At 51.4% G+C, this 23,989-nt stretch carries 15 protein-coding genes; 8 read left to right on the forward strand and 7 right to left on the reverse strand.

Annotated elements, in window-relative coordinates; translation table 11 throughout:
* The first annotated feature begins 152 nt into the window (after positions 1-152).
* On the forward strand, positions 153-6,212 hold the full coding sequence (locus ACJJIT_RS01565; protein ID WP_444899737.1) for a toxin TcdB middle/N-terminal domain-containing protein: 6,060 nt from the start codon (positions 153-155) through the stop codon (positions 6,210-6,212).
* Positions 6,206-6,556 (forward strand): hypothetical protein, encoded by a 351-nt coding sequence (locus ACJJIT_RS01570; RefSeq protein WP_444899738.1) that lies wholly within the window; start codon positions 6,206-6,208, stop codon positions 6,554-6,556. Before ACJJIT_RS01565 ends, ACJJIT_RS01570 begins: the two co-directional genes overlap by 7 nt.
* Before the next feature lie 392 nt (positions 6,557-6,948).
* On the opposite strand, the gene ACJJIT_RS01575 is transcribed toward ACJJIT_RS01570, so the two are convergent.
* Both ACJJIT_RS01575 and ACJJIT_RS01580 read right to left on the reverse strand, forming a co-directional pair.
* Entirely contained in the window at positions 6,949-7,755 is an 807-nt protein-coding gene (locus tag ACJJIT_RS01575) for an ABC transporter permease (RefSeq protein ID WP_444899739.1), read from the reverse strand.
* Positions 7,752-8,357, reverse strand: coding sequence for an ABC transporter ATP-binding protein (locus ACJJIT_RS01580; protein WP_444899740.1), 606 nt, complete (start codon positions 8,355-8,357; stop codon positions 7,752-7,754). The genes ACJJIT_RS01575 and ACJJIT_RS01580 overlap by 4 nt, the downstream gene beginning before the upstream one ends.
* A 1,169-nt stretch (positions 8,358-9,526) precedes the next feature.
* On the opposite strand from ACJJIT_RS01580, the gene ACJJIT_RS01585 reads away from it, so the two are divergent.
* The 4 genes from ACJJIT_RS01585 to ACJJIT_RS01600 all read left to right on the forward strand — a co-directional run bounded on the left by ACJJIT_RS01585 (position 9,527) and on the right by ACJJIT_RS01600 (position 14,647).
* Complete coding sequence (locus ACJJIT_RS01585; RefSeq protein ID WP_444899741.1) at positions 9,527-9,727, forward strand: antitoxin VbhA family protein; 201 nt, start codon at positions 9,527-9,529, stop codon at positions 9,725-9,727.
* A gap of 999 nt (positions 9,728-10,726) precedes the next feature.
* Positions 10,727-12,976, forward strand: coding sequence for a DNA topoisomerase IV subunit A (gene parC, locus ACJJIT_RS01590; protein WP_444899742.1), 2,250 nt, complete (start codon positions 10,727-10,729; stop codon positions 12,974-12,976).
* Positions 12,977-13,083: 107 nt separating this feature from the next.
* A complete protein-coding gene (locus ACJJIT_RS01595) occupies positions 13,084-13,575 on the forward strand; it encodes a MarR family winged helix-turn-helix transcriptional regulator (RefSeq protein WP_444899743.1) in 492 nt (163 codons plus the stop codon).
* Entirely contained in the window at positions 13,568-14,647 is a 1,080-nt protein-coding gene (locus tag ACJJIT_RS01600; protein ID WP_252083418.1) for an HlyD family secretion protein, read from the forward strand. The genes ACJJIT_RS01595 and ACJJIT_RS01600 overlap by 8 nt, the downstream gene beginning before the upstream one ends.
* 117 nt (positions 14,648-14,764) lie before the next feature.
* On the opposite strand, the gene ACJJIT_RS01605 is transcribed toward ACJJIT_RS01600, so the two are convergent.
* From ACJJIT_RS01605 to ACJJIT_RS01615, 3 genes are all read right to left on the reverse strand, one after another.
* The gene (locus ACJJIT_RS01605) at positions 14,765-15,187 is read right to left on the reverse strand and encodes a DUF2147 domain-containing protein (protein ID WP_444882859.1); all 423 of its coding nucleotides are present in this window, start codon (positions 15,185-15,187) and stop codon (positions 14,765-14,767) included.
* Positions 15,188-15,348: 161 nt separating this feature from the next.
* On the reverse strand, positions 15,349-16,815 hold the full coding sequence (locus ACJJIT_RS01610; RefSeq protein ID WP_444899744.1) for a protein adenylyltransferase SelO: 1,467 nt from the start codon (positions 16,813-16,815) through the stop codon (positions 15,349-15,351).
* A 73-nt stretch (positions 16,816-16,888) separates the two neighbouring features.
* A complete protein-coding gene (locus tag ACJJIT_RS01615) occupies positions 16,889-18,361 on the reverse strand; it encodes a Ppx/GppA phosphatase family protein (protein WP_444899745.1) in 1,473 nt (490 codons plus the stop codon).
* A 251-nt stretch (positions 18,362-18,612) separates the two neighbouring features.
* On the opposite strand from ACJJIT_RS01615, the gene ppk1 reads away from it, so the two are divergent.
* Positions 18,613-20,679 carry a polyphosphate kinase 1 gene (gene ppk1, locus ACJJIT_RS01620; protein WP_444900883.1) on the forward strand — a complete coding sequence of 689 codons (2,067 nt, stop codon included), beginning with the start codon at positions 18,613-18,615 and terminating at the stop codon, positions 20,677-20,679.
* A 65-nt stretch (positions 20,680-20,744) separates the two neighbouring features.
* Here the strand turns inward: ppk1 and ACJJIT_RS01625 are convergent, their stop codons facing one another.
* Together ACJJIT_RS01625 and aceK are read right to left on the reverse strand one after the other, a co-directional pair.
* The gene (locus tag ACJJIT_RS01625; RefSeq protein ID WP_444899746.1) at positions 20,745-21,245 is read right to left on the reverse strand and encodes a hypothetical protein; all 501 of its coding nucleotides are present in this window, start codon (positions 21,243-21,245) and stop codon (positions 20,745-20,747) included.
* A 56-nt stretch (positions 21,246-21,301) separates the two neighbouring features.
* Positions 21,302-23,056, reverse strand: a complete 1,755-nt coding sequence (gene aceK / locus ACJJIT_RS01630) for a bifunctional isocitrate dehydrogenase kinase/phosphatase (RefSeq protein WP_252083412.1) — start codon at positions 23,054-23,056, stop codon at positions 21,302-21,304.
* A gap of 166 nt (positions 23,057-23,222) precedes the next feature.
* Between aceK and ACJJIT_RS01635 the strand changes: the two genes are divergently transcribed.
* Positions 23,223-23,831, forward strand: coding sequence for a MarC family protein (locus ACJJIT_RS01635; protein WP_252083411.1), 609 nt, complete (start codon positions 23,223-23,225; stop codon positions 23,829-23,831).
* Positions 23,832-23,989: the final 158 nt, after the last annotated feature.

Here is a 23,989-nt window from a genome sequence, read left to right on the forward strand (position 1 = left end):
TTCGGCAACCCAGCAGTAATCATACTGCTGGGTTGCCGTCTTTATTGAAGATTATTTTTTACAGCATGACTCACGCTGGAGTCTATCGATAAATACTACGAGTCTTTAAAGTGTTTTTTGAGGAAACACTGATTTTAAAAACAAGGATGCTTATGCTACGCAATTTATTGCTTTCTTGCTGCATGGTTGTGTCATCTACGGCTGCTGTTGCCGCCAATGAACACACCGCTTTGCAAGCACCCGTTCTCAATCTGCCGACAGGCCCGGGCAGTATCTCCGGGCTCGGTGAGGCTTTCACCCCTAATTTAAATACCGGCACCAGTTCACGTCTAGTGAACTTGGCTGTGCCCCCTGGGCGTAATGGACTGGCTCCGGATGTATCACTGGAATACAACAGCGGGTTTGGTAACGGGCTATTGGGACTGGGGCATAAACTGGTTATTCCCTATATCCAGCGTCAAACCGACAAGGGCCTGCCTAATTATTCAGAGTGGGGCCAGACTGATCGGCAGGATAACGACCGCGATGGTCGCATCGATGAGTTTGATGAGTTTGATACGTTTATCAATCACCTGGGCGAAGAATTAGTTCTGGTGGAAGACGGTGTTTATCGCACCAAAAATGCCAGCGATTTTGCTCGCTACGAGCGCCTGTCGAAGGGTTGGCTGGTGACTCAATCCAACGGCCTGCGTTGGTATTTGGGGCAAGACTCTAATAGCCGAGTCAGTGGCAACAACGGCACATCGGTATTCTCCTGGTATCTAGAGGCGGTAGAAGATACCCATGGCAATCGTATCGACTATCAATATCGCAAGTTGGATGATGGTGTTCAGATTTATCTGGACAGGATTCAATATAATACGAATGGCGATATGGCGGTGCAGTTTCACTATGAAGACCGCCCTGACATCCTCACAAATTATAAAGCGGGCTTTGAGATTAAAACCGCTTATCGCTTACTGCGCGTGGAAACACAATTTGCCGGGCGCCACTTACGTAAATACGAATTTTCCTATCAGCCGCTAACGGAATGGCAAAGCCTCTCTTTGTTACAGGAAGTCCATTCCAGTGCAGGCGAGGGCGAATCTACGGTAACCCTGCCACCAATGCGCTATGGCTACACCCACTACCAGCAGGATCAGGTGTTTATGTCACCGATGCCGGCTGCGAGTCAGGTACCACTGAATAACCCCGACGTTGCCTTCTTGGATATTAACCGGGATGGTTTGCCAGATGTTGTTAACACGGCACCGAATAAAGACGTTTACTGGCTTAATTTAGGTCCTGATAAAGATGGCCTGCCGCAATGGCAGAGTTATCGTGAAATGAATACTTTCACTACCAGCCGTATTTCCAGTGACTCGGTCACCTGGGCTGATATTGATGGCGCTGGTGATGTGAATCTATTGCAGTATAGCTCTGGTAGTACCCATTACTTTCATCTTGATGATAACTATAGTTGGCAGTATAGCGGTGCTATAGATGGACTCTATATTCCTCTCGATAGTCCCCATGTGGATATGCTGGACATCAACAATGACAAACGTATCGATGTCTTTGCGACGATAACCAATAGCAGCGGTAAGGTTTTATCCCATGTGGTGCAGCTGAACCATCCCGATGGCTGGTCACAGCCTATTCAATTGCCGATGCCCACAGGCACCGCAGCTATGCGTTTGGGTGATCCCAATGTCTTTCTCCGGGATATGAACGGAGATGGTCTGCCTGATCTGGTTTGGGTCAGCAATGGCTACGCGGCTTACTACGCTAACCGTGGCCTGCAGGGTTTTGCTCCCGCAGTAGTGTTTGCCAATAGTCCCGATACGTTACACAACCTCAAGAATGTTCGTGTTACTGATATCAATGCCGACGGCCGCGCTGACCTGGTGTATCTGAATGGAACCCATGTATCCATCTGGCTTAACCAGGGCCTGAACAGCAACCAACATCAATTAGCCCAATTTAGCCAGCCACAACTGATCCAGGCCCAAGGCAATGTTGCTCCCGAAGAGGTGCGCCTGGTCGATATTAATGGTAACGGCTCTACGGATATTGTTTGGTACAGCCCCGGTCGCGGTGCTGATACTTTTTACTTCGCCGAACTGTTCCCCACTGAGCAACCGAACCAGCTAAAAACAATCGACAATGGCCTGGGTGCATTGACGACCCTGGAGTACGGCTCTGTTGTCGAGGAGATGGTGAGAGACCGCGAGGGTAACAGCCCCTGGTCGCAGGGTATCCCTGTGGCAATGCAGGTACTTAAGCGCGTTGTTGTGGATGATGGCCGCGGTGGTGAACAGCAAACCACCGAGATGGATTACTGGGACGGCTTTTACGATGCTGCCGATAAAGAATTCCAGGGCTTTGCACACAGTGAAGAGCGTCGCGTGGGCGATGCCAGTACCCCGACACTGGCAACCCGCTACGAATTCCACCTGGGCCAAAAAGCCGATGGCACCGAACAGGAGGCCCTACAGGGCAAGATCAAACAAATAGAAACCCGCGATGCCTTCGGCGGAATTTTCTGGCGCGAGGAAAATCAGTGGGAGTTGCGCCAACTGCTGTCCGGTTATGCCGAGGAAAGCCGCAAAGTCGAGTTTGCGGCTATGACCGAACGCCAGCAGCATATGCTGGAGCGGGGCAGTGGTACCCCCGTGACCCTTGCCTGGGAGTATGACTACGATAATTACGGCAATACCACTTATATCAAAGAGCTGGGCCGTACCGATGGCAACTGGCAGGATGAGCGTATTACCCAATTGCGCTTCAGTGCGGAATCCGCCTCTGCACAGGGCCACTGGTTCCTGCACCTACCGCTAGAGCGCAAGGTTACCGACCTATCGGGCCGCGCTGTGGCCAAAGAGCAGTGGTTCTACGATGATGAAAGTTTCTCCGCTGGTAATTTAGGCGCGGTCTCCAAGGGCAACCTGACCCTGCGTCGACTCTGGCACGATGCTGAGAGTGCAGATGCCTATGTTGCCGCAGAGCGCCACCGCTACGATGCCTTCGGCAACCGCATTCAAAGTTATGACCCCTTGTGGGACGCCAACACAGGCCACCAAACCAAAGTCACTTACGACTCGCAATATCACACCTTCCCAACAGAAGTGGGTTTGCATACCGGCAGCCGCTGGCTCACCGCTCGTGCGGGTTATGACAAGGGCCTCGGTGTACTTACCGACTACACCGACTTTAACGGGCAGCAGACCCAATATGGTTACGATAGCCATGGACGCCTCACCGCCATGGCCAAGCCAGGGGACAGCCTGCAACTCCCCACGGTCGAGTACGATTACCAACTGGCGCAGATGGTAGATGGTCACCGTATCAGCTGGGTAGAGACTCGCCAGCGCGAGCGGAGTGGTGCTAGCGGTACCATCGACAGCCGCCGTTTTTACGACGGTCTGGGCCGCACCCTGATGGTGCGCAGTGAAGCCGAGCAACCGGGACAGGTTGTGGTCAGCGATCACAGTAACTTTAATGCGCGCGGCCAGGTAGTGCAGACCGCACTGCCTTACTTTGCTCAGGGGCTCGCCTATCGCGCTAATGATAAAGGTCAGCACCACCGACAATATCTTTACGACGCCCAAGGGCGTACCCAGGAGGTTTATCAGCCCTATACCGCGCAAAGTGGGGAAAGTGTCTTCAATCGCATCACCTATTTGCCCATGGCACAGGTGCTGGAAGATGAAGAGCAAACCCGTGCGAACAGTGTTCACCATGGCGCCGCCAAAAAACTGGTGTTTGATGGCCTGCAAACGGCGCAGGGTGAATACCGCCTGAGGCAAGTCGATGAAATTGTTGGAGCCAATACCCAGGGCGGCATCGGTGGTGCCACCTGGTCCACCTATTACGACTACGACCTCAATGGTAATTTTACCCGCCTGCAGGATGCACAAAATAATGTGCGCACCATGCACTACGACGACCTGGGGCGCATGCGCTTCTTGGACGACCCCAACCGCGGACAGCGCTGGCAGTACTTTGACGATGCCGGCAACCTACTGGCCACCCGCGATGCCCTGGGGCAGGAGCGGCACTATCGCTACGACGGCGCCAACCGTCTCTTTGCCGAGTATCAATTATCGCCGCGAGGAGAAGCTCCCAGCGGCGCAAATTGGCAACCGGGCTTGCAGCTGGGCTCTACTTCACCGGTAGTCAGCTACCAGTACGACCAGCGCGGCGAAGAGGGCGGTGCCTTCCTGCTTGGGCGCCTGGCCAAAGTGACCGACCAAGCCGGCTTCGAGCAATGGGGTTATGACGCACGCGGCCGAGTGGTACAGCGCCAGCGTAAGATCATCGGCCCGCAAATTGACAGCCCCCTCTATACCTCGCGCTTCGCCTATGACAGTGCCGGGCGTATGACACAGCAGTTCTACCCCGACAATAGCCGGGTGAACTTCGAATACAACGCCCGCGGTTTACTCGAGCGTATCCCGGGAGTGGTGGAACGCCTGGACTATACCGCCAATGGGGTTTTGCAGCACCAAGGGCTGGCCAATGGTGTTGAAACTGATTGGGGCTTTGACGAGCGCCAGCGACTGGCTGGCTTGCGCACCCAGCGCAGCGGGGACGCCCTGCCACTGCAACAGTGGGATTACCGTTTTGATGCCGTCTCCAATGTACTCGGTATCGACGACAAACGCCCCAGCGACGCTCTCGCCGCAATGGCTGCCGAACTCGGCGCAACCAGTGCCCAGGCAGCCTCCCTGGCAAAAAATATTGTCTACAGCTACGACGATGTCTACCGCCTGACCGGTGTTGCCGACGATATCGAGCAGGTTTATTACAGCTACGACAAAATTGGCAACCTGCTGCAAGTGGGCCGCGCGAGTGTCGACCTGGCAGATATGGCCACCGCTGGAAATACCCAGATCACAGATCTGCGTTACGGCGGCAGCAATGACAATAATAACAACGGCGCCTCCAACCGCAGCAGCCGTGGCAGCCTGCCCGGACCCCAAGCGTTGAGCTGGGCTGAAGGCCTGATTGAATACGATGACAACGGTAATCGTACGCAAGCCGGTGACCAGACCTACCACTGGGACCACGACCAGCGCCTGACTTACGCCGGTAATCAGCAAGCCGCTGACCAGTACGGTTATGACTTTAAACACCAGCGCCGCTTTAAAATCACCGAACGTGCAGGCGGAGCCCGCAGTGTCACCCTGTATATTGACGGAGATAGTGAAGTACGTGATGGCAAATTACTGAAGTACATCAGTGTTGGCCAGAAACGTATTGCCCGCAGTGACCAGAGTGGGGAAGTGTTCACGCCGACTGAGTATTACCTGCACACACACGTAGGTTCTACCGACCTGACTCTGGATAAGGCTGGCAAGATCGTTAATGCCTTTACCTATAAGTCTTACGGCGAGCTGGAAAATGTCTTCGGTGATAGTACCGCAGCACCTTACCGCTATGCGGGTAAAGAGCTGGATAAGTCCACGGGTTTAGGTTACTTCGAACGACGCTACCTGCAGTCTGACTTTGGTACTTTTATTAGCCCGGATCCAGTGCTAAACCATTCGGGACGTTTTGTAGATCCACAGCGTTGGACGCCTTATCGTTATGCGCGAAATAATCCAATTAATTATGTGGATCCGAATGGCGAAGCTGCCATTAAGCTAAATGATGGAAGAGGGAAGGTAGCTAATAAAGCGGAGTTACTAGCAATCGAAGCTAGGTACAAAACTATGATTGTCGGAGCCAAGAGGAAAGGTTGGGATATTGCTGCTGGTGTATTAGAAAACTTTATGAGCCAAGAAAAAGATCCTTTTGAAATACCTTCAGAATGGCTTCTTCAGCAACCATCAATTAAGGAAGGAGTAGAACTAAATAAGCAACGCTTTTACGATACCTTGATGGAAAAAGCTGATTTAATGAACTCCGGAGAAACAACTTGGGATGCGGATTATTGGGATGTTCAAGTCAAGGCAGATTTGTTTTCTGAGTTTTATTATGCTAGCGGAACCTCGACTCTTACATCATATGGATATTTCAATCTCGAAGCAGGGGGAGATGGGACAGTAACCATTACAGGTACTATTCGACATGTTTGGTATGATCGCTATGATTGGCACGATGGTTTGAGTGCGACAGTCCCAATTTTTGGAAGAGTCGGCGATGAGTCAGGAAATAAATTGGTAGAAGGTGGAAGGGCGAAGGAATTTGATATGCAATCAGAGTGGACGGAGAACGTGAAATGGTAAGTTCAATTATTAAGAGCACTATAGCTTTCGCACTCTTGATGGCTGGTGCCGAGGTGTGCGCAAAAGATCTTGAGTGTGAGTTTCGTCCGGTTTTTATGAATGTAAAACCTGGGGAGAACCCTTATGAGCTGGGATCTGAAGATTTAAGTACAGAGATTCGAGATAATCTTATGTTGATCCTTAAATATTATGGGAAGGATGTGGAGGTGCTAGGTCAGTCAAATTTAAAGATTTCCTGTGACTTGTACTCTGATTTAGATTTTCTTGTAAGTGTTACGAAAAAATCTCAAGATAAGACTTGGTTAAAACAACATGAAATGTTGAAAAAAACATATAAGAAATAGAGGTCTGGTAAACGTTAGCGTGTTGACTTTTTATAGTGCAGATAGTGGCTGAAGTTAGTGAAGCTTCTGTGTGAGATAAAGTCCGATCTAACTTACTTGCTCATTTTTTTATTAGGCTTCCAGGTACTCAGTGATTACATTTTCTGGGTGCTTGGGTGCTTGGGTGCTTGGGTGCTTGGGTGCTTGGGTGCTTGGGTGCTTGGGTGCTTGGGTGCTTGGGTGCTTGGGTGCTTGGGTGCTTGGGTGCTTGGGTAGATTTTTGGGGGAACAATTAAACTTTTATTTTTTGTTTTTTCTTCATGTCTCATATGTTTCTGTTTGAATTAGGGTTTGTTCTTCTTAATATGAACTTATAAGCCTTCTTAAAAAGATGGCAGCACTCAATGTCTCAATTAACTGTTACTCTCTATTTTTAATCTACTTAGGCAAAGCCTCTCACGATCATCAAATAAATGTTTCGCACACAATGCGACTGCCACAAAAGTACCAAACCCAGTACCCGCAGCAATCGTAAACATAATCAAAATCTGATATTTCACCGCGATAGTAGGCGCGGTACCGGCTAGTATCTGCCCGGTCATCATACCGGGTAGAAAGACAATACCGGCTGCAGCCATCATATTGATCGTTGGCATCAACCCCGCGCGCATCGCATCCCGTCGAAATTCAATACTGGCTTGCCGCCAGGTTTCCCCCAGCATTAGACGATTTTCAATAATATCCTGTGAACGCCGCATACTTTCTGTTAGTCGATCCAGGCCCAGGGCAACACCGGTCATGGTATTCCCCAGAAGCATCCCCAGTAGTGGAATAGAGTATTGCGGTTGGTACCAGGGCTGGGGGCCAATGAGAATCACCAAGCTTAATATTGTCACGCTAAATGCGGAAACCAGCATGGATAAAGTGCCAATGGCAAAACTCCAGCCTCCGCGTAGACGATATTTTTGCCGTGAGACGACTTGTTGCCCGGCAAACAATAACATCGCCAGCCCTAACAGGCTCACCCATAACAGGGTGCCTACGGCGAATAGCGCTTCCAGTATGATTCCTACAAGCGCCAGCTGTATCGCCGTGCGCACCGCCGCAATAATCAGCGGTTTACCGAGCTGTAATCGGGCAATATGGGTGCAAATTGCCAGGGCAACTACCAGTGCTGCAGCCAGCGATAACTGCCACCAGGAAAGGTCGATCATACTCATTTAGATAGTTCCCGCTCGACAAGACAGCTGCCTTGAATTTCAATATGTCTGCTGGCTACTCGTTGGATTTGCTCTCTATTATGCGCCACCCAGATGACGGGGTATTGGTGCTTGTTGATTTCACCCATAAGCCATGTTTCTACTTTGCTCGTAGTATCTGCATCCAGATTGGCAGTAGGTTCATCCAGTAAAAGTGCCTGTGGAGTGTAGGAAAGCGCACGAATAAGTGCCAAACGCTGTTTCTCCCCGGAAGAGAGCCGGCTTACCTGCCACTTTGTTGCCTCCTCGGGAAACCCCAATATTTTTAACGCTTGCTCCATCGGCTGATTAAAGTGTTCGCCCACTGTCTCGTACCACCAGGCACTTTGTGCCGGTACCAACATAACCTGGCGGCGCCACTGGTGACCAGACATAGCCTCTTGTAAATTATTGCCAAGAGAGATCTGGCCGTTGTGAGGATCGACATCGGCGATGGCACGTAGTAAGCGGCTTTTACCAGATCCTGAGGGGCCAGATAAGCAAACAACTTCGCCTGGCGCTATAGCTAGATCTACTTTCTGAAGTAAATCGTTACTCAGCTTTTCTATATGTAGTTTAGACATGATTCTTGCTGCTTACTTCTATTTATTGGGTTTCTAGGCTTCTTAAGGACTGAGGGATAAACCTGTTCTCTATAAATAAACCTGCTTCGATATTATAACCAGAATATTAATTTTCCTGATGAAATAATTTGGAAGCTAAATGTCATATTAATGGGTTAAATTTTTCATGCTAATATTTTTAGTGGCTGCTATCTGTGTCAGTTGTTAATATGATTTTAGAATGGGTTGATAGGGGGGTGAGTCTCATTGGAGGCCTATCTTCTTTTGGTATTCATGAACTCTGATGAAGAATAGCAATCTCGAAAGATTGTTAGGTGAAAATCTCCCTGTTGGAAATTGTGCTGGGTCTGCCTATAAAAAGCGGCTGAATTTAGTGCTGCTTTGAAAATATTTATGTGAGTGGTTGGTTGAGGGTGCTTGAAAAAGTTTTTAAGATAAATTTTAAAAAAATTTTATAATCCTGTTTTTTTTTGGATAGACGAAGTTTTTGTTGTCAAATAATTTAATTGTTGCATTGTTTTAAAGGTAAAAAAGGAGGGTCAAACTGAATATTGTCGAGTCCGGTGAGTATGTTGAATTAGTGTTGGTGAGAAGGTCCTGATGCATGCTTGTGTAGGTTTTTGCTTTTTATTTACTTAATGTAACTATAAATATGAGTTGGTTTAATTGGTTTTTTCACCTAGTTGGCTGCTTTTCTAGGTCAAGAAATAAGTTTCTTAAAAATGCTTGGATATATCAATCTTTCGGCTGTCTTTTCAGTTAAGTCAAGTTTGATATGTTATTTTGAGGTTAATCTTAGAATCAGTGAAATGGGTTGACACAAGACGGGTTCTTAGGTGGAAGAAAAGAAGCATGTAATGTACTTCTGGATAGCATATCCAGTGTATATGGCTAGTTGGGTAAAGGGAGATTGACTGATAAGGCAGTTAGGCCGCGGTCAGTCATGGATTAAGTGGAAACTACTGATGAGACTTTGGGGCTCAATGCTTTATGAAGACTTGCCTGAGAACCAGTTAGTCTAGGATTTGATAGTGGCGTAATGAGTGTCAGTCATCACAAAATTTATCCTTAAACCACCTGATAGACAGGAAGGGACAGAGGTCCTAAGGTAAGCCTTACAATAGATCGAACGTCTAAAACAGTATTTCCCCAGAATAGGGGAGGATTTTATGAAAACGCAGGATAAGCGTATCACCGCTGAATTCCTCGCTGCTCAGGCTGCGGGTTCATGCCGAATAGAAGGCCTCAAGGTGGCTCCTGAAGAGGAAGAGCGGATGAGAGATATCATTTCTGGAAAAGTTGATGCAGAAGAAGATATTCAGAAAATAGTGGATGCCTTCAAAGCTCAAAATACCAAAACGAAAGAATAAATTTATTAGCTTTTAGACCATTAGAGTTTTGAGACATGGATGCCTACGCCCAATATGATATTTATGAGTACGATCCGTACTTGTTGCACAATTCAGAATGCCTAAAGAACTTGTTAGGATTTACTGATACGTCATCTCTTAACGAAGCGGAAAGGGTGATCACTCAGCGCACATTGGCAGATCTGATAGCCTCTCCCGTGACTCCCACCTTTGATCTTGTACATCTATGTGAGATCCATCGACGCTTATTTCGACATGTGTACCCATTTGCGGGGAAAACAAGAAAAGTAGAGATTAGTAAAGGTAAAAAGTTTGGTAGTGAAGACGAGCGGCTCGTAGAAAAGCAAGCTTGGCGGTTCTAGCAGGCTCTTCAAATAGTCCAGCATGATGAAGGGGTTCGTTGCTCTTCACACCTTACCCTTTCAATCAAGTTCGCCGAGCGTTCACTCTGCTTTTAGGGAACTCTAAACAAAAGCCTCATTTTTTAGAACTCCCTACGGTTTATATGTAATCAAGAGTTGAGTGAAAAGTAGGTAATCAGGATTGCTTTGCCAAGTATGAAGTTTTTTGAAGATCTTGATGTTGTTTACTCGGCATATAAAAGATAGTAGTTGTTGCTTTAAAACAAGAAAAAATTTACTTTGTAAAAAATTAATAATAAGCGATTTATGGATAGTTAAAAGGCTTTAAGCTTGTAAGTAGAAGCTTTTGCCAGAGATGAAAGTGTTGCAGAGCTAATAAGCTTGATCTACTTCTTATAAGTTTTGCTGTGGACAGGTAACCAGGTTCAGGCTTGGGTCTGGCAACCCCAGTAGATGCAAGTTGCAGCAGTCTATAGTCGAGTAGCCGGGTGAAATAATTTTTGCTTTCAAGCTTACCGATGTCGAGGTTCTTCCCAATCTAGAGATATTGGCCTAGCAATAGTAACTTACCCCCCTTTGAACCTCCCGCCCCAGTCCGCCATAATCCGCTCCTTCCGAATCGAATAACGAGTGCTGTATGACCGACACCTCTGTCTATGAGGCCACAGAGCGCCTGCCGTTAAAGGAGTACACCGAGAAGGCGTACTTGGATTACTCCATGTATGTGATCCTGGATCGCGCCCTGCCGAATATTGGTGACGGCCTGAAGCCTGTACAGCGGCGAATTGTCTACGCCATGAGCGAGCTGGGCCTGAAGAATACCGCCAAGTATAAGAAGTCCGCGCGCACGGTCGGCGATGTAATCGGTAAGTACCATCCCCATGGCGATAGTGCCGTGTATGAAGCGATGGTGTTAATGGCACAGCCGTTCAGCTACCGTTACCCGCTGATTGATGGCCAGGGCAACTGGGGCTCGCCGGATGATCCCAAGTCCTTCGCGGCTATGCGTTACACCGAGTCGCGTATGGGCAAATATTCTGAAGTGCTGCTGTCGGAACTGGGCCAGGGCACAGTGGATTGGCAGCCAAACTTTGATGGCACCATGGATGAGCCCTGTGTGCTGCCGGCGCGGGTGCCGAATATCCTGTTAAACGGTACCACCGGTATTGCCGTGGGTATGGCCACCGATATTCCGCCGCACAATTTGCGCGAAGTGGTTAACGCAACGGTGGCACTGCTGGAAAACCCCAAGGCCACAGTGGAAGAGCTATGTGAGCATATTCTCGGTCCGGATATGCCTACTGAGGCGGAGATTATTACCCCGCGCGAAGACATTCGTAAGATTTACACCAGTGGTCGCGGCTCTATCAAAATGCGCGCCCTGTGGAGTAAGGAAGACGGCGATATTGTGATTACCGCGCTTCCCCACCAGGTGAGTGGCGCCAAGGTGCTGGAGCAGATCGCCCAGCAGATGCAGGCGAAGAAGCTGCCGATGGTGAGCGACCTGCGCGATGAGTCGGATCACGAAAATCCCACCCGCCTGGTGATTGTGCCTAAGTCCAACCGGGTGGAAATGGAATCGGTGATGAATCACCTATTCGCTACCACCGACCTGGAGCGCAACTACCGCGTCAATATGAATATGATCGGTATCGATGGCCGTCCGCAGGTGAAGTCCCTCGATAAGATCCTGCGCGAGTGGCTAACCTTCCGCGCCACTACCACGCGCCGCCGCTTGCAGTTCCGCCTTGATAAAGTAGAGAAGCGCCTGCACCTGTTGGCCGGCTTGTTGGTAGCCTTCCTCAATATCGATGAAGTGATCGAGATTATCCGTACCAGCGACGAGCCCAAGCAGGAGCTGATGGACCGCTTCGAGCTGACGGATATACAGGCGGATTACATCCTCGATACCAAGCTGCGCCAGTTGGCGCGCCTGGAAGAGATGAAAATTCGCGGTGAGCAGGCGGAGCTTGAGAAAGAGCGCGATACCCTGACCAAGACTCTGGACAGTGAGCGCCGCCTTAAAACCTTGATCAAGAAAGAATTACTGGCTGCAGCTAAGGAGTTCGGCGATGAACGCCGTTCGCCCATCGTGGCCCGTGAGGAAGCCAAGGCATTTAGCGAATCGGAGCTGCTATCTTCCGACCCCATTACCGTGGTGGTTTCTGAGAAAGGCTGGATTCGTGCCGCTAAAGGTCATGAGATCGATGCGGCGGCACTGAGTTATAAGGCCGGTGACAATCTCGGTTTTGCCGCGCGCGGCAAGAGTAACCAGCCGGCGCTGTTGCTCGACAGCACCGGGCGCAGTTATTCCATCGCCTCCCATACCTTGCCATCAGCGCGGGGCCAGGGCGAGCCATTGAGTGGCCGTATCAACCCGCCTTCCGGTGCCACATTTGAGGGGCTGCTCATGGGGTCGGACGACCAGCGGGTTCTGTTGGCCTCCGATGCGGGCTATGGTTTTATCGCCAAGCTTGCCGACCTGCAGTCGCGCAACAAGTCGGGCAAGGCCATGCTGACCCTGCCCAAAGGTGCTCAGGTCTTGCCGCCGCAGTTGTTAGATAGTCCCGAAGAGGCACTGTTGGCGGCGGTAACCTCTGAGGGTCGCATGCTGGTATTCCCCGTCACAGAGCTGCCGGAATTATCGAAAGGCAAGGGCAATAAGATTATCAATATCACTGCCGCACGGGCTGCTAGCCGCGAGGAAGTGGTGGTGGGAATCGCCGTGTTGGAGGGTAAAAACCAGCTGGTCGTGCATGCCGGTAAGCGCCATACCAAGATCAAGATCTCGGAAATGGAGCACTACCGCGGTGAGCGTGGCCGACGGGGCAACAAGCTGCCACGGGGCTTTCAGAAGGTCGATAGCATCGAGGTGCTGGAAAAATAAGCCTTTACTAATGTGGCACGGTAAAAGCGGTCATTGTGACCGCTTTTTTATTGCCAGTTTTTAGTATTGATAAGCCGCGCATTGATGAAATAATAAGCAGGCTTATAATGAGCGCCCTCAAAAAGGGGGAGACTATGTCAGGGATGGGCGGGTCCGGAAAAGACAGCGCAACCGAGATGAGCTTTGCGCTGCATAGCGCGGCGCGCCTGTTGCGGCGTAACTTTGACCGCCGAGCACGGGATCACGGCCTCAGCGATGCCCGCTGGCAGGTGCTCTGGCATCTGACACGGGAGCAGGGACTGAAGCAAACTGCCCTGGCGGGACGCCTGGAGATGGCACCGATCAGCCTGGCGCGCCTGCTCGACAAGTTGCAGGGCGAAGGACTGGTGGAGCGACGGCCCGATCCACAGGATCGGCGCTGTTTTAGGATTTATCCGACCGACCGGGCACAGCCGGCTATGGCGCTGCTGGGAGACCTGGCGGAGGAGACCCGCAGTCACGCCTTGGATGGCTTTACTGCGGCGGAAATAGGACAACTGCAGACGCTGCTCGGGCGGCTGCGCAAGAATCTGGTAGGCGAAGAGATTGAATGTGACTGACAAGCTGCACCTGAAGCTAAAGCCGAGTGCGATGCGCAAGCTGGGGGCCGCCCTGGGATTGGCGTTTGTCGCCCTGGCGGCCGGCTGGAGCCTGTATGGCGGCGGCGATATCGTCGAGACGCAAAACGCCTATGTAAAGGCGGATAAAGTTTCCCTGGCACCAGAAGTTCATGGTGTGGTGACCAAGGTGTTGGTCAGTGCCAATGAGCCGGTTTTTAAGGGCCAGTTGTTGATTCAAATTGACCGCACGGCTTATGAGCTGGCGGTGACCGAAGCTGAGGCGCGCCTGGCTCAGGTGCGCAATGATCTGCTGGCGCGCCGCGCCGAATATGCCGAGGCGGATGCCGCCCTGCAGCAGGCGCGCAAAGATGCAGATTTCTACCGGCGCCAACTGGAGCGCAATGAAAAACTGGGCAAGGTGGCCTTCTCTGAAGCGGAGTTGGATAGCGCCCGTCAGCAGCTGGAGCGGGCCCGCGCGCAGATCACCATCAATGCGGAAAAGCTCTCCAGTCTGCGTGCCGAGCTGGGCGGCGACCCCAGTGTGGCCCTGGAAGAGCAGGCCGACCTCAAGGTGGCCCAGGCGCAGTTGGACAAGGCCAATTATCAACTGTCGCGTACCCGTATTATTGCACCTATGGATGGCGTGATCGCCAATACCCTGCCACAAGTCGGAGAGATGGCCACCGTCGGCGAGAGCCTTCTGTTTATGGTGGGCACCAGCGGCCTGTGGGTAGAGGCCAACCTTAAAGAAACCGAGCTGGCCAGGGTGCGCACGGGCCAGCAGGCGGAGGTGACCCTCGATGCCTACCCGGACTTTGAATGGCAGGCCCAGGTGGACAGCATGAGTCCGGCCAGTGGCAGTGAGTTTTCACCTACTCCGCCGCAGAATGCCAGCGGTGAATGGCACAAGGTAGTACAGCGGGTACCGGTGCGTTTGCGCCTCTACCCCCTCAAGGATGCGCCGCCGCTCCGCGCGGGTATGAGTGCTAAGGTGCGTATCGATACCAGTGAGGATGCCAAGGTAGTATCCGCACGCGCCTCTACCGATGAGAGTGGCAGGGTGGTTCTCTAGAAGCACTTCAGTGGCTGGGATTTGCGCTGTGCGTTGGAGCGGTCGGTTTGGCTGTCAGAATCTGGCTAACCAGTGGCAATCGGCCAAAAAAAAGGCCCGCAATGCGGGCCCTGTAATTTACTCTTCGACTCTGTGCCAGGTCTGGGTGCGGTAAAGAAAACCGAGGTACCCACGCACTTTCAGGGTGTTGTCGTTTTCCAGCCAGAGCTTGCAGTCGTACACCTTGCCTTTCACCGGGTCCATAATTTCCCCGCCTTCGTATTTCTTGCCTTTCTGCACCATATTGGTGATCACGTCCATTCCTACCAGAGGCTTGCCCTTTAGGTCACCAGGGCAGTTCTCGCAAATGGTGTCATTGGGCTTCAGCAACAGCTGAACGATCTTGCCGAAGTACTTACCGTCCTTTTCATAAATTTCCACGATGGATCTGGGCTTGCCGGATTCGTCATCGATAGTGCGCCACTTGCCTACAACATCTGCGGCATTGGCCTGCAGGGCGAACAACAGGCCGAATGTGGCCAGGAGCAGGTTTCTGATCATCTGTAGGTTTTCCTCTATTCAGTGGGTGACCCAGATCTTACAGCAAGTCACTTGCAGCGACACCGCATAAGTCATCATCGGGTAAAAAAATAACCGCATACAGACGACATTTGACCGCAAATACCAGCAATTTGTTCGCAAGTTGTACCAATTTGGCCCTATTAAGAGCTACAGCTCAGCGGGATGCGCTTGCCGGATTCCGGAGGGGCACTGGCCCAGACTTCGTGTTGAGGGTGCTCGTCAAATGGGCTCTGCAGTAGCTGGCGCAGGGTACGCAAGGGTTGGTAATCACCGGTTTCGGCGGCCTCAATAACCTTCTGTGCCAAGTAGTTGCGCAATAGGTATTTGGGGTTTGCTGCCAGCATCGCTCGGTTGCGGGCGCAGGAATCACTGTGCTCACGCGCCAGGCGTCGATCGTAGTGCCCCAGCCACTGCTCGAGGGCGCTGTGCTGAGCCTCGGTGAGACATTCCTGAATTCCTTGGGCGGGACGCTCTCCGCGGTAGTGGGATAGAGCGCGGAAGAAGAGGGTATAGTCTGCCTCCCCCTGTTGTAACAACTGCAGTAGATCTGCGCAGAGAGCCTGATCGCCCTCCTCCTCGGTGGTGAGCCCCAATTTGGCGCGCATCCTCGCAGCAAAGGCATCGGTCACCTGGGGTTGGAACTGCTCCAGGCAGTCTCGCAGTGCCTCTACACTGACAAAGCCGGAGAGAGCGTGAGCCAAGGCATTCAGGTTCCAAAGTACTACACCGGGCTGCTGCTCGAAGGCGTAGCGGCCGGTATGGTCCGAATGGTTGCAGATAAAGGTGGGGTCGTAGTCATCGAGAAAGGCATAGGGGCCGTAGTCGAAGGTGTCGCCAATAATCGACATATTGTCGGTATTCAATACGCCGTGGGCGAAACCCACCGCCTGCCAGCCCGCCACCAGTTCAGCACTGCGTCTGGTGGTAAAGCGCAGCATGGCCTCTGCCTGTTCACCAATACTGAGTTCTTGGGAGTCGGGGAGAAAACGCCGGCAGATCTCGCCGATAAGCTGTTGTTGGGCCTGCAGCTGCTTGGTGTAAAACAGGTATTCGAAGTGACCGAAGCGTACATGGCTTTCGGCCACGCGGATCAACATGGCGCCCTTTTCAATTTGCTCGCGGGTTACCGGCTCGTCACTACCGACGATACTCAACGCGCGGGTAGAGCGGATGCCCAGGCCACTTAGGGCCTCGCCGGCGAGATATTCGCGTATGGTGGAGCGCAACACTGCGCGGCCGTCGCCAAAGCGGGAATAGGGGGTTTGGCCGGCACCTTTCAGGTGTAATTCCCAGCTTTTGCCCTGGTGTTCAACTTCCCCCAACAGCAGGGCACGGCCGTCGCCCAGATCCGGGTTGTAGACGCCGAATTGATGGCCTGTGTACTTCATGGCAAAGGGTCGGCTGCCGTGAAACAATTTGGCACCACACCCCAGTTGGGCCCAGTCGGGATTACTCGCCTCAGCGGCATTGATACCCAGCAGCTGCAGCACAGCGGGATTGATATCGATAAGCTGTGGATGCTTGAAGGGAGTGGGGTTGATGCGGCGGCCAAAGGCATCGCCCATATCGGCGTAGCGGTGGCTGAGGGTAACTTCGCTGAGTTTCATAGATTTTGGGTTTGGGCTAAAAATAAATGTTGCCAGGCATGTTACCGGCATTAATCGCTATTCGCAGGGACGCTTATACCGCAAGTAGGCGTAGAGGGCGTGTCTGTGATTGCCAGTGCTGCTCCTCCTGGTAAAGCAATTCCTCTATCGCCGGGCTGCTATCCAGCCATTCACGCTCAATTTGCAAGCGATAGGCATCTCCCTGGTCTGCCAAGTTGATTCCCCGCAAAGTGCGCTCTGTGCGGTCGCGATGAATAATGCTGGCAAGGCGCAGACACAGCAGTAAATCTGGGCTTGGGTGGAAACCGTAGTGCTCTTTTGGTGCTTTGATTGGACCGCGCTGGTTGCGCACTAGGTAGGCCAGGTGCTCCTGTTCGCCGTTGGAGAATCCAGCCATATCCGCATGCTTGATCATATAGGCACCGAGCTTGCGAAAGCTGCTGTGGGTGAGTGCCAGCCCCACTTCGTGTAGCTGGATGGCCCAGCGCAGTCGTTGCCTTCCCTCCAGCGGGTATTCGGGGCGCAATTGCTGCAATAGTTTGAGGGCGGTGTCGTTCACTCGGCGCACTTGGTTCTGGTCAATCTGCCAGTGCTGTACCACAGCGTCTACAGTACTGGCACGGCGATCGCCACCGTGCAGCCGTCCCGCCAGGTCATGCACTATGCCCTCGCGGATGGCATAGGGCGAAACCTCCATGTGCTGGATATCCAATTCACAGAAGATGGCGTGCAGGATTGCCAGGCCGGCGGCGAATACAGGGTGCCGCTCCTCGTCGAGATCGGGCAGCTCCAGTTCGGCGATATGCTCCACTTTGGCAACTTCTTTGGCGAGACGGTCGATATCCTCGTGCACGATATCCGCCACCTCTCCTCCATTCAGTACCCGTGAAACCGCCTTCACGCTGCCAGAGCAGCCGATAACTTCCGCTTCGGCGGCAATGTGTTGTAACCCTTGCAACTCGGCGCGGGCGGCGCGCTGTGCGCGCTTAAAGTGGTTGACGGTATTTTCACTGATCAGGCCATCGGCAAAAAAGCGCCTACTGTAGGAAACGCAACCCATTTCCAGACTTTGTAACTGTTGGGGGGATTCGCTGCCGCGCACCAGTTCGGTGGAGCCACCGCCGATGTCGATAATGCAGCGAAGCCGTGGTGGGCCGTCGGCGGCGGCCATTACGCCACTGTAAATCAGGCGTGCCTCCTCAATACCGCTAATAATTTCCACGGGCACGCCGAGAATGGATTCGGCTTCTTCGAGAAAACCATCGGCATTAGCCGCGGCGGCGCGCAGGGTATTGGTACCGACGACGCGAATATGATCCACCGGTAGTTTTTGTAGTACAGGTTGAAAGCGAGTGAGAGCGGTCAGGGCGCGCTCCGATACCACGGGGTTTAGGTGGTGGTGGGCGTCCAGCCCCTCTGCCAGTCTCACCATGGCGCGGTCGGTATGCAGGCGTACCATGCGTTGATCGCGAAATTCCGCTAACAACAGGTGGAAGCTGTTGGAGCCGAGGTCGAGCGCAACGTAGCGCTCACTTGGTGATTGCATCGACATCCTAAGACCCGTGTTAGTTAAGACGGCAAGCTACTCTACTATTAACTGTATAACCTTGTGCTCATGTTGATTATTTCAATCTGGCGGGGTCTTCCCCCTGGTTGTGGCGAAAATGCGCGTAAATCTTCCTTTCGTGAGAATAGCTCGTCATAGGTTGATGCCTGTGCCCCTATAAGTTGTTCGATATGTACTTCCCCTAAATTGGCATCGAATTCTTGGGGCAGGGAAATTCACTCCGGTTGAATATGTTTTACAAACCTTCAATACCTAACGATATCCCTCTATACCCAAAAGAGTTGAGCTGGTTGTCGTTCAATGAGCGAGTGCTACAGGAAGTTGAAGACGAAACTGTACCCATTATTGACCGGGTGCGTTTCCTGGGAATTTTCTCTAACAATCTCGATGAATTTTTCCGTGTACGTGTAGCAGATGTGCGCCGTCTTGCCGCGTTCGCAGGGGCTGAACAGGAGAAAAGACATTTTGCCAAACTACTCGGGCAAATTAATGAGCGTGTACTGCGCCTGCAGCGACGTTACGCACGAGCTTACGCTAAAGCACTGGCAGATCTCGATAAACACAATATCCATGTAGTTAGGGAAACCACGCTAACTGAGCACCAACGCACCTTTGTCGAAGAATATTTCCATCGGGAAGTGTTGCCAGAGCTGGAGCCTTTTTTTATTGATGACCTTGATACTATGCCGCTGCTTAATGAGGCGAGTATCTATTTTGCCATTTTTCTTCGTTTAAAAGATGGTATCCAGCGTTATGCGGCAATGGAAATTCCCACTAATACTTTATCGCGTTTTGTTGTGATTCCACCCCGTGAGGGAATGCGTGAAAAAGTATATATTGTTCTCGACAATATTATACGGGCCTGCTTGGTGGAGGTGTTTCGCCAGGTTTTGCCGATTCGCTCGGCCAAAGCGTATATGTTCAAGATTAGCCGTGATGCTGAGCTTGAATTGGGTGAGCAGATAACCCAAAACCTCGTGGACCGTATGGAGAAATCTCTCAAGAGGCGTAAGCGTGCCGATCCGGTGCGCCTTGCTTACGATGCAGAAATGCCTGAAGTACTCCTAAATATGGTGAAGAAAAAATTAAAAATGGGGCGCTATGATACTTATACACCTGGTGGGCGCTACCACAACTCCAAAGATCTGATGAAGTTCCCCGCAGATTCTGGGAGTTATATCTATAAGCCACTATTACCGCTGCCAACGTTACCTGGTAAGGGGGGCGCCTTTGCACATATTCGCAGTGCCGATCGGCTTTATTATTACCCTTATCATGATTTTCGCGTAATCACCAATTTGCTCGCATCTGCAGCAATTGATCCACAGGTGCGAGAAATTCGGATCAACCTCTACCGGGTTGCAAAGAATTCACGGGTGGTGGCTGCTTTGATCAATGCCGTGCGGAATAATAAAAAGGTCATTGCTGTTGTTGAGTTGCGCGCGCGATTCGATGAGTTGGCAAATATTCACTGGTCGAAGGAGCTTTCCGATGCGGGAGTAGAGGTTATTTATGGTGTTCCAGGATTGAAAGTCCACTGTAAATTGATTTCTATTCTTCGTCGAGAAGAGGGTAAGGATAAGCTTTACAGTCATTTGGGAACAGGCAATTTTAATGAGAGTACTGCGCGAATTTACTGTGATTTTAGTTTGTTAACTAATAATCAGGAGTTGGGCCAGGATGTCTACAATGTTTTCGAATTTATTCGGCGTACTCGACGTCGTCCGGTGTTTCAGCATATCGCAGTTTCACCTCTGACAAACCGTGCTGCGCTTTTGGGGGCAATAGATCGAGAAATTGAGGCCGCCCAAAGGGGCGATAGAGCTGAGTTGTTTTTTAAGTGTAATAACTTGGTGGATAGCCAGGTAGTGGAGCGGCTTTACAGTGCAAGTGCCGCAGGAGTAAAAGTAAGAATTATTGTACGAAGTATGTGCACCTTAGTGTGTGAAACAGCAGGTCTTTCTGACAATATTCAAGTTGTCAGTTTGGTAGATAAGTTTCTGGAGCATGCGCGTGTTTATATATTTTATAACGGTGGAGGGGAGATAATGTGGCTCTCTTCAGCAGATCTTATGACTCGTAATTTAGATCACCGGGTGGAAGTGACTTTTCCAATTATGAATGCTGATCACCGTGAGATGATTCGAAAAATTTTGGAGCTGCAATGGAGTGATAATCAAAAAGCTCGGATTGTGGATGCGAGACAGAGTAATACTAAAATTGCCAACTCTGGCAAAAAAAACTGTCGTTCCCAGGATGCTATATACCGCTATTTGAAGAAGCAGTCTGACGCTTGAACTTAGTTGGTTTCGACAAGAACTGGTTTGCAGGCGTTAAAAGCACTCACAGTAATTTGGCTCACTTAGTCCAGGCTGAACCCCACCAACTTTCCTCGACTGAATGAAAAGCGATAGCGTTGTCCGATTTGCAGCCATTCATAGCAAGTCGACTGGATAATCATACGTGGAAACTGTGGGGTAACTACCCAGGTCTGGAAATCATTGCCAGGTCCTCTCCCGATCAGCCAATAGTAATCCCCTCTTTTGCAAAAGGCGCTGGGTGCGCAGGGTTCGCTACCCCAAACATAGGCCAGTACATCGTATTGCATTGGCACACTGGCCTTTTCCTGAAAAGGCTGGGGCTCACTGCCGGTGAAGGTGTAGAGGTTGTCGAATGGAATTGGGCGAAACCCCTGTGCTGGAGTTGCGCAGCTGACTACTTGGGGTTTTCCTGTGATACGGGCGTGAGGAGGCGGCGCCTTTTCCTTACCGGGAATGGTCATTTCACTGGGCAGATATCCGCAGCCACTGACCGTTAATAGAGCCAGGGCCGCTAGAGTTGCGGCCCATGCAAGTATGCGCACTGATCACCTATTCGAATTGTGGGGGCCTCCTACCAATATAGCCATAGATTGAGTGCTTATTTGTTGCGGGCGATGGCCGGAGCACGGCGATGGAAGCGCCACTTACGCCGGTAGGGGAAGGCGCTCTCCACATGCCCGGCGCGGATACGGTCTTGCAGGCGTCTCCAGTATCGATAATCGTAGAGGTCGCTGTGCAACCTCTCAAAAGCTGAGCGCGCGGTGGGATTACCGGAGAAGAACAGGCGGAACTCCTCGGGGAAGACGTCCGCTTCATCCACGGTGTACCAAGGTTTGTCTGCCAGTTCCTGCTCGGGTGTTTGCGCTTCGGGAATCTTGCGGAAATTGCACTCCGTCAGCGGGCACAGCTCGTCGTAATCGTAGAAGACCACGCGGCCGTGGCGGGTCACACCAAAGTTCTTAAGAAGCATATCGCCGGGGAAGATATTGGCTGCCGCCAGTTGCTTGATGGCATTGCCATATTCCTCCATCGCTTCTCGAGTTTCCTCTTCGTTGGAGGTTTGCAAATAGAGGTTGAGAGGTTCCATGCGCCGTTCTACATAGAGGTGCCGGATAATTACCCACTTCTCATTAATGACTAGCTTGGAGGGCGCTACCTCCTGTAGCTCACGCAGTAGTTCCTCACTAAAGCGATTGCGATAGAAGATGAAATTGGTGTATTCCTGAGTATCGGCCATACGCCCAACGCGGTCTGAGCGGGATACAAATTTATATTTCTCCCGCACAATTTCTTCGGTGACGGTTTTGGGGCGATCGAAGCGATCCTTAATGACTTTGAACACCACTGGATAGGAGGGCAGGGTAAATACGCTCATTACCATGCCCTTGATGCCGGGTGCTATCACAAACTGATCGTTGCTCACCTTCATATGCGCAAGGATATGGCGGTAGAACTCGGTCTTGCCGTGCTTGTGGAAGCCGATGGAGTTGTACAGTTCCGACTTTTCCTTGAGCGGCATAATAGTGGAGAGAAAGCGCACGAAACGCGAGGGAATGGGCGCATCCACCATAAAATAGGAACGGGTGAAGCTGAAGATAATACTAGCGGAATCATTGCTGTGCAGCAGGGTATCCACAAAAATACCACCACGGCCGTTATTCAAGCAGGGCAGAATAATAGGCACCACTTCGCCATTAAAAATCATGCGACCCACTAAATAGGCGGCCTTGTTGCGGTAGAACACAGACTCCAGCATATCTACACGCAGCTGTTTTTCATTCTCCAGCTTGGCCAGCGGTGCCTCGCGTAAAAGCGCACAGATATTTTCGATATCCCGTTGCATATTTTCCCAGGGGGCGGAAAAGCTGAAGTCTTTGAGGATGTCCTCGATCATATATTCGAGTCCATCACGACCGCTATAGCTGATATAAATGCTGTAATCCCGCAGCGGTTTGTCATCTGGTGCACGAGAGGGTTTGACAAAAATATTTTTGTCGTGAATATCCGCGTGTCGGAATTGGCTGCAAAAGACCGAATTGAAGAAGGTTTCGGCAATCTCGTAGTTGCTGTGATTGGCGATTAGTTGTGCGTAGGTGGCGCGGGCATCCCGCCACAATTCCAGTTGGCTGGTATCTTTACTGGTAACTGAGTGCACTAGTTTGAGCACCTGGTTGACCTTGGTTTTGTACAGGTCGATGCGTTCCTTGTTGGCCTCATGTGCGGCCTGCCAGGAAGCGGTCTCAAAGCGCGCCTTGGCGCCCAGAGTGATGTTCTGATAGTCTGCGAAATACGCATCAAAACCATTCAGGATGGTCTTCGCGATGCGGCGGGCGGTCGGTGAGTGATTGGTCATGCACTAGACTTGGTTTTTGTGTTTCAGGTTAAGCATCTGCCTGGGGAGCATTTGGGGTGGCTGACGGGGTTAACCCGCGCCTTACCAGATTCCACCGCCCCGGCGCTTGCCGATCTCCCCGCGGCAGGGAATAAGCGGATAGTAGCACGGCACGCCGGAGTACCAGTTGAACGATTGGATCAGTAGTTTTGTCTTTTTCTTTGCGGTGATCGATCCGGTGGGCACTCTGCCGGTATTTATTGCCGTCACTTCCCGTCACGCCGAATGGCAAAAACGCAAAATCGCCTGGCTGGCCGTATTGGTAGCCGCTGGCATCTTGCTGTTCTTTTTATTGGTCGGTCAATTCCTGTTGGAGGCAATCGGTGTACCGCTGTCAGCTTTTCAAGTGGCGGGTGGCGTAGTGTTGTTCCTGTTTGCCCTCACCATGATATTTGGCGATAGTAAGCCAGAACAGGAGATGGAGATTGTCCGGGAAGGCCACGAGACCGCGATATTCCCGCTGGCGGTGCCCTCAATAGCCTCGCCGGGCGCCATGCTAGCAGCAGTGGTACTTACCGATAATCATCGCTTTGATATGATGCATCAACTCAACACTGCCACGGCGATGCTGGCGGTATTGGGGATTGTGATTGCACTATTACTAACCGCAAATTGGATCTATCGGTTTATAGGGGATGCTGGCGCCAGTATCGTCAGCCGGGTGATGGGCCTGATACTCGCCTCGGTAGCCACCACCAATGTACTACTGGGTATACAGCAGTTCTTCTCTATCTAAGCTGCCCAGTCAGAATGAGCAGGCACTTCGAACGTCAGTTGGGGTGTCTGTACAAGTTCTCTTGCCGACTAGTTTCGATTATTCCATGTTTCGATTTCCCCATGAAAGATGTGTTTTACTCAATAACAAGATGCTATTGAATACTGTATTGTACTATG

The sequence above is a fragment of the Microbulbifer mixtoriginis (SeqCode) genome (assembly GCF_052467515.1).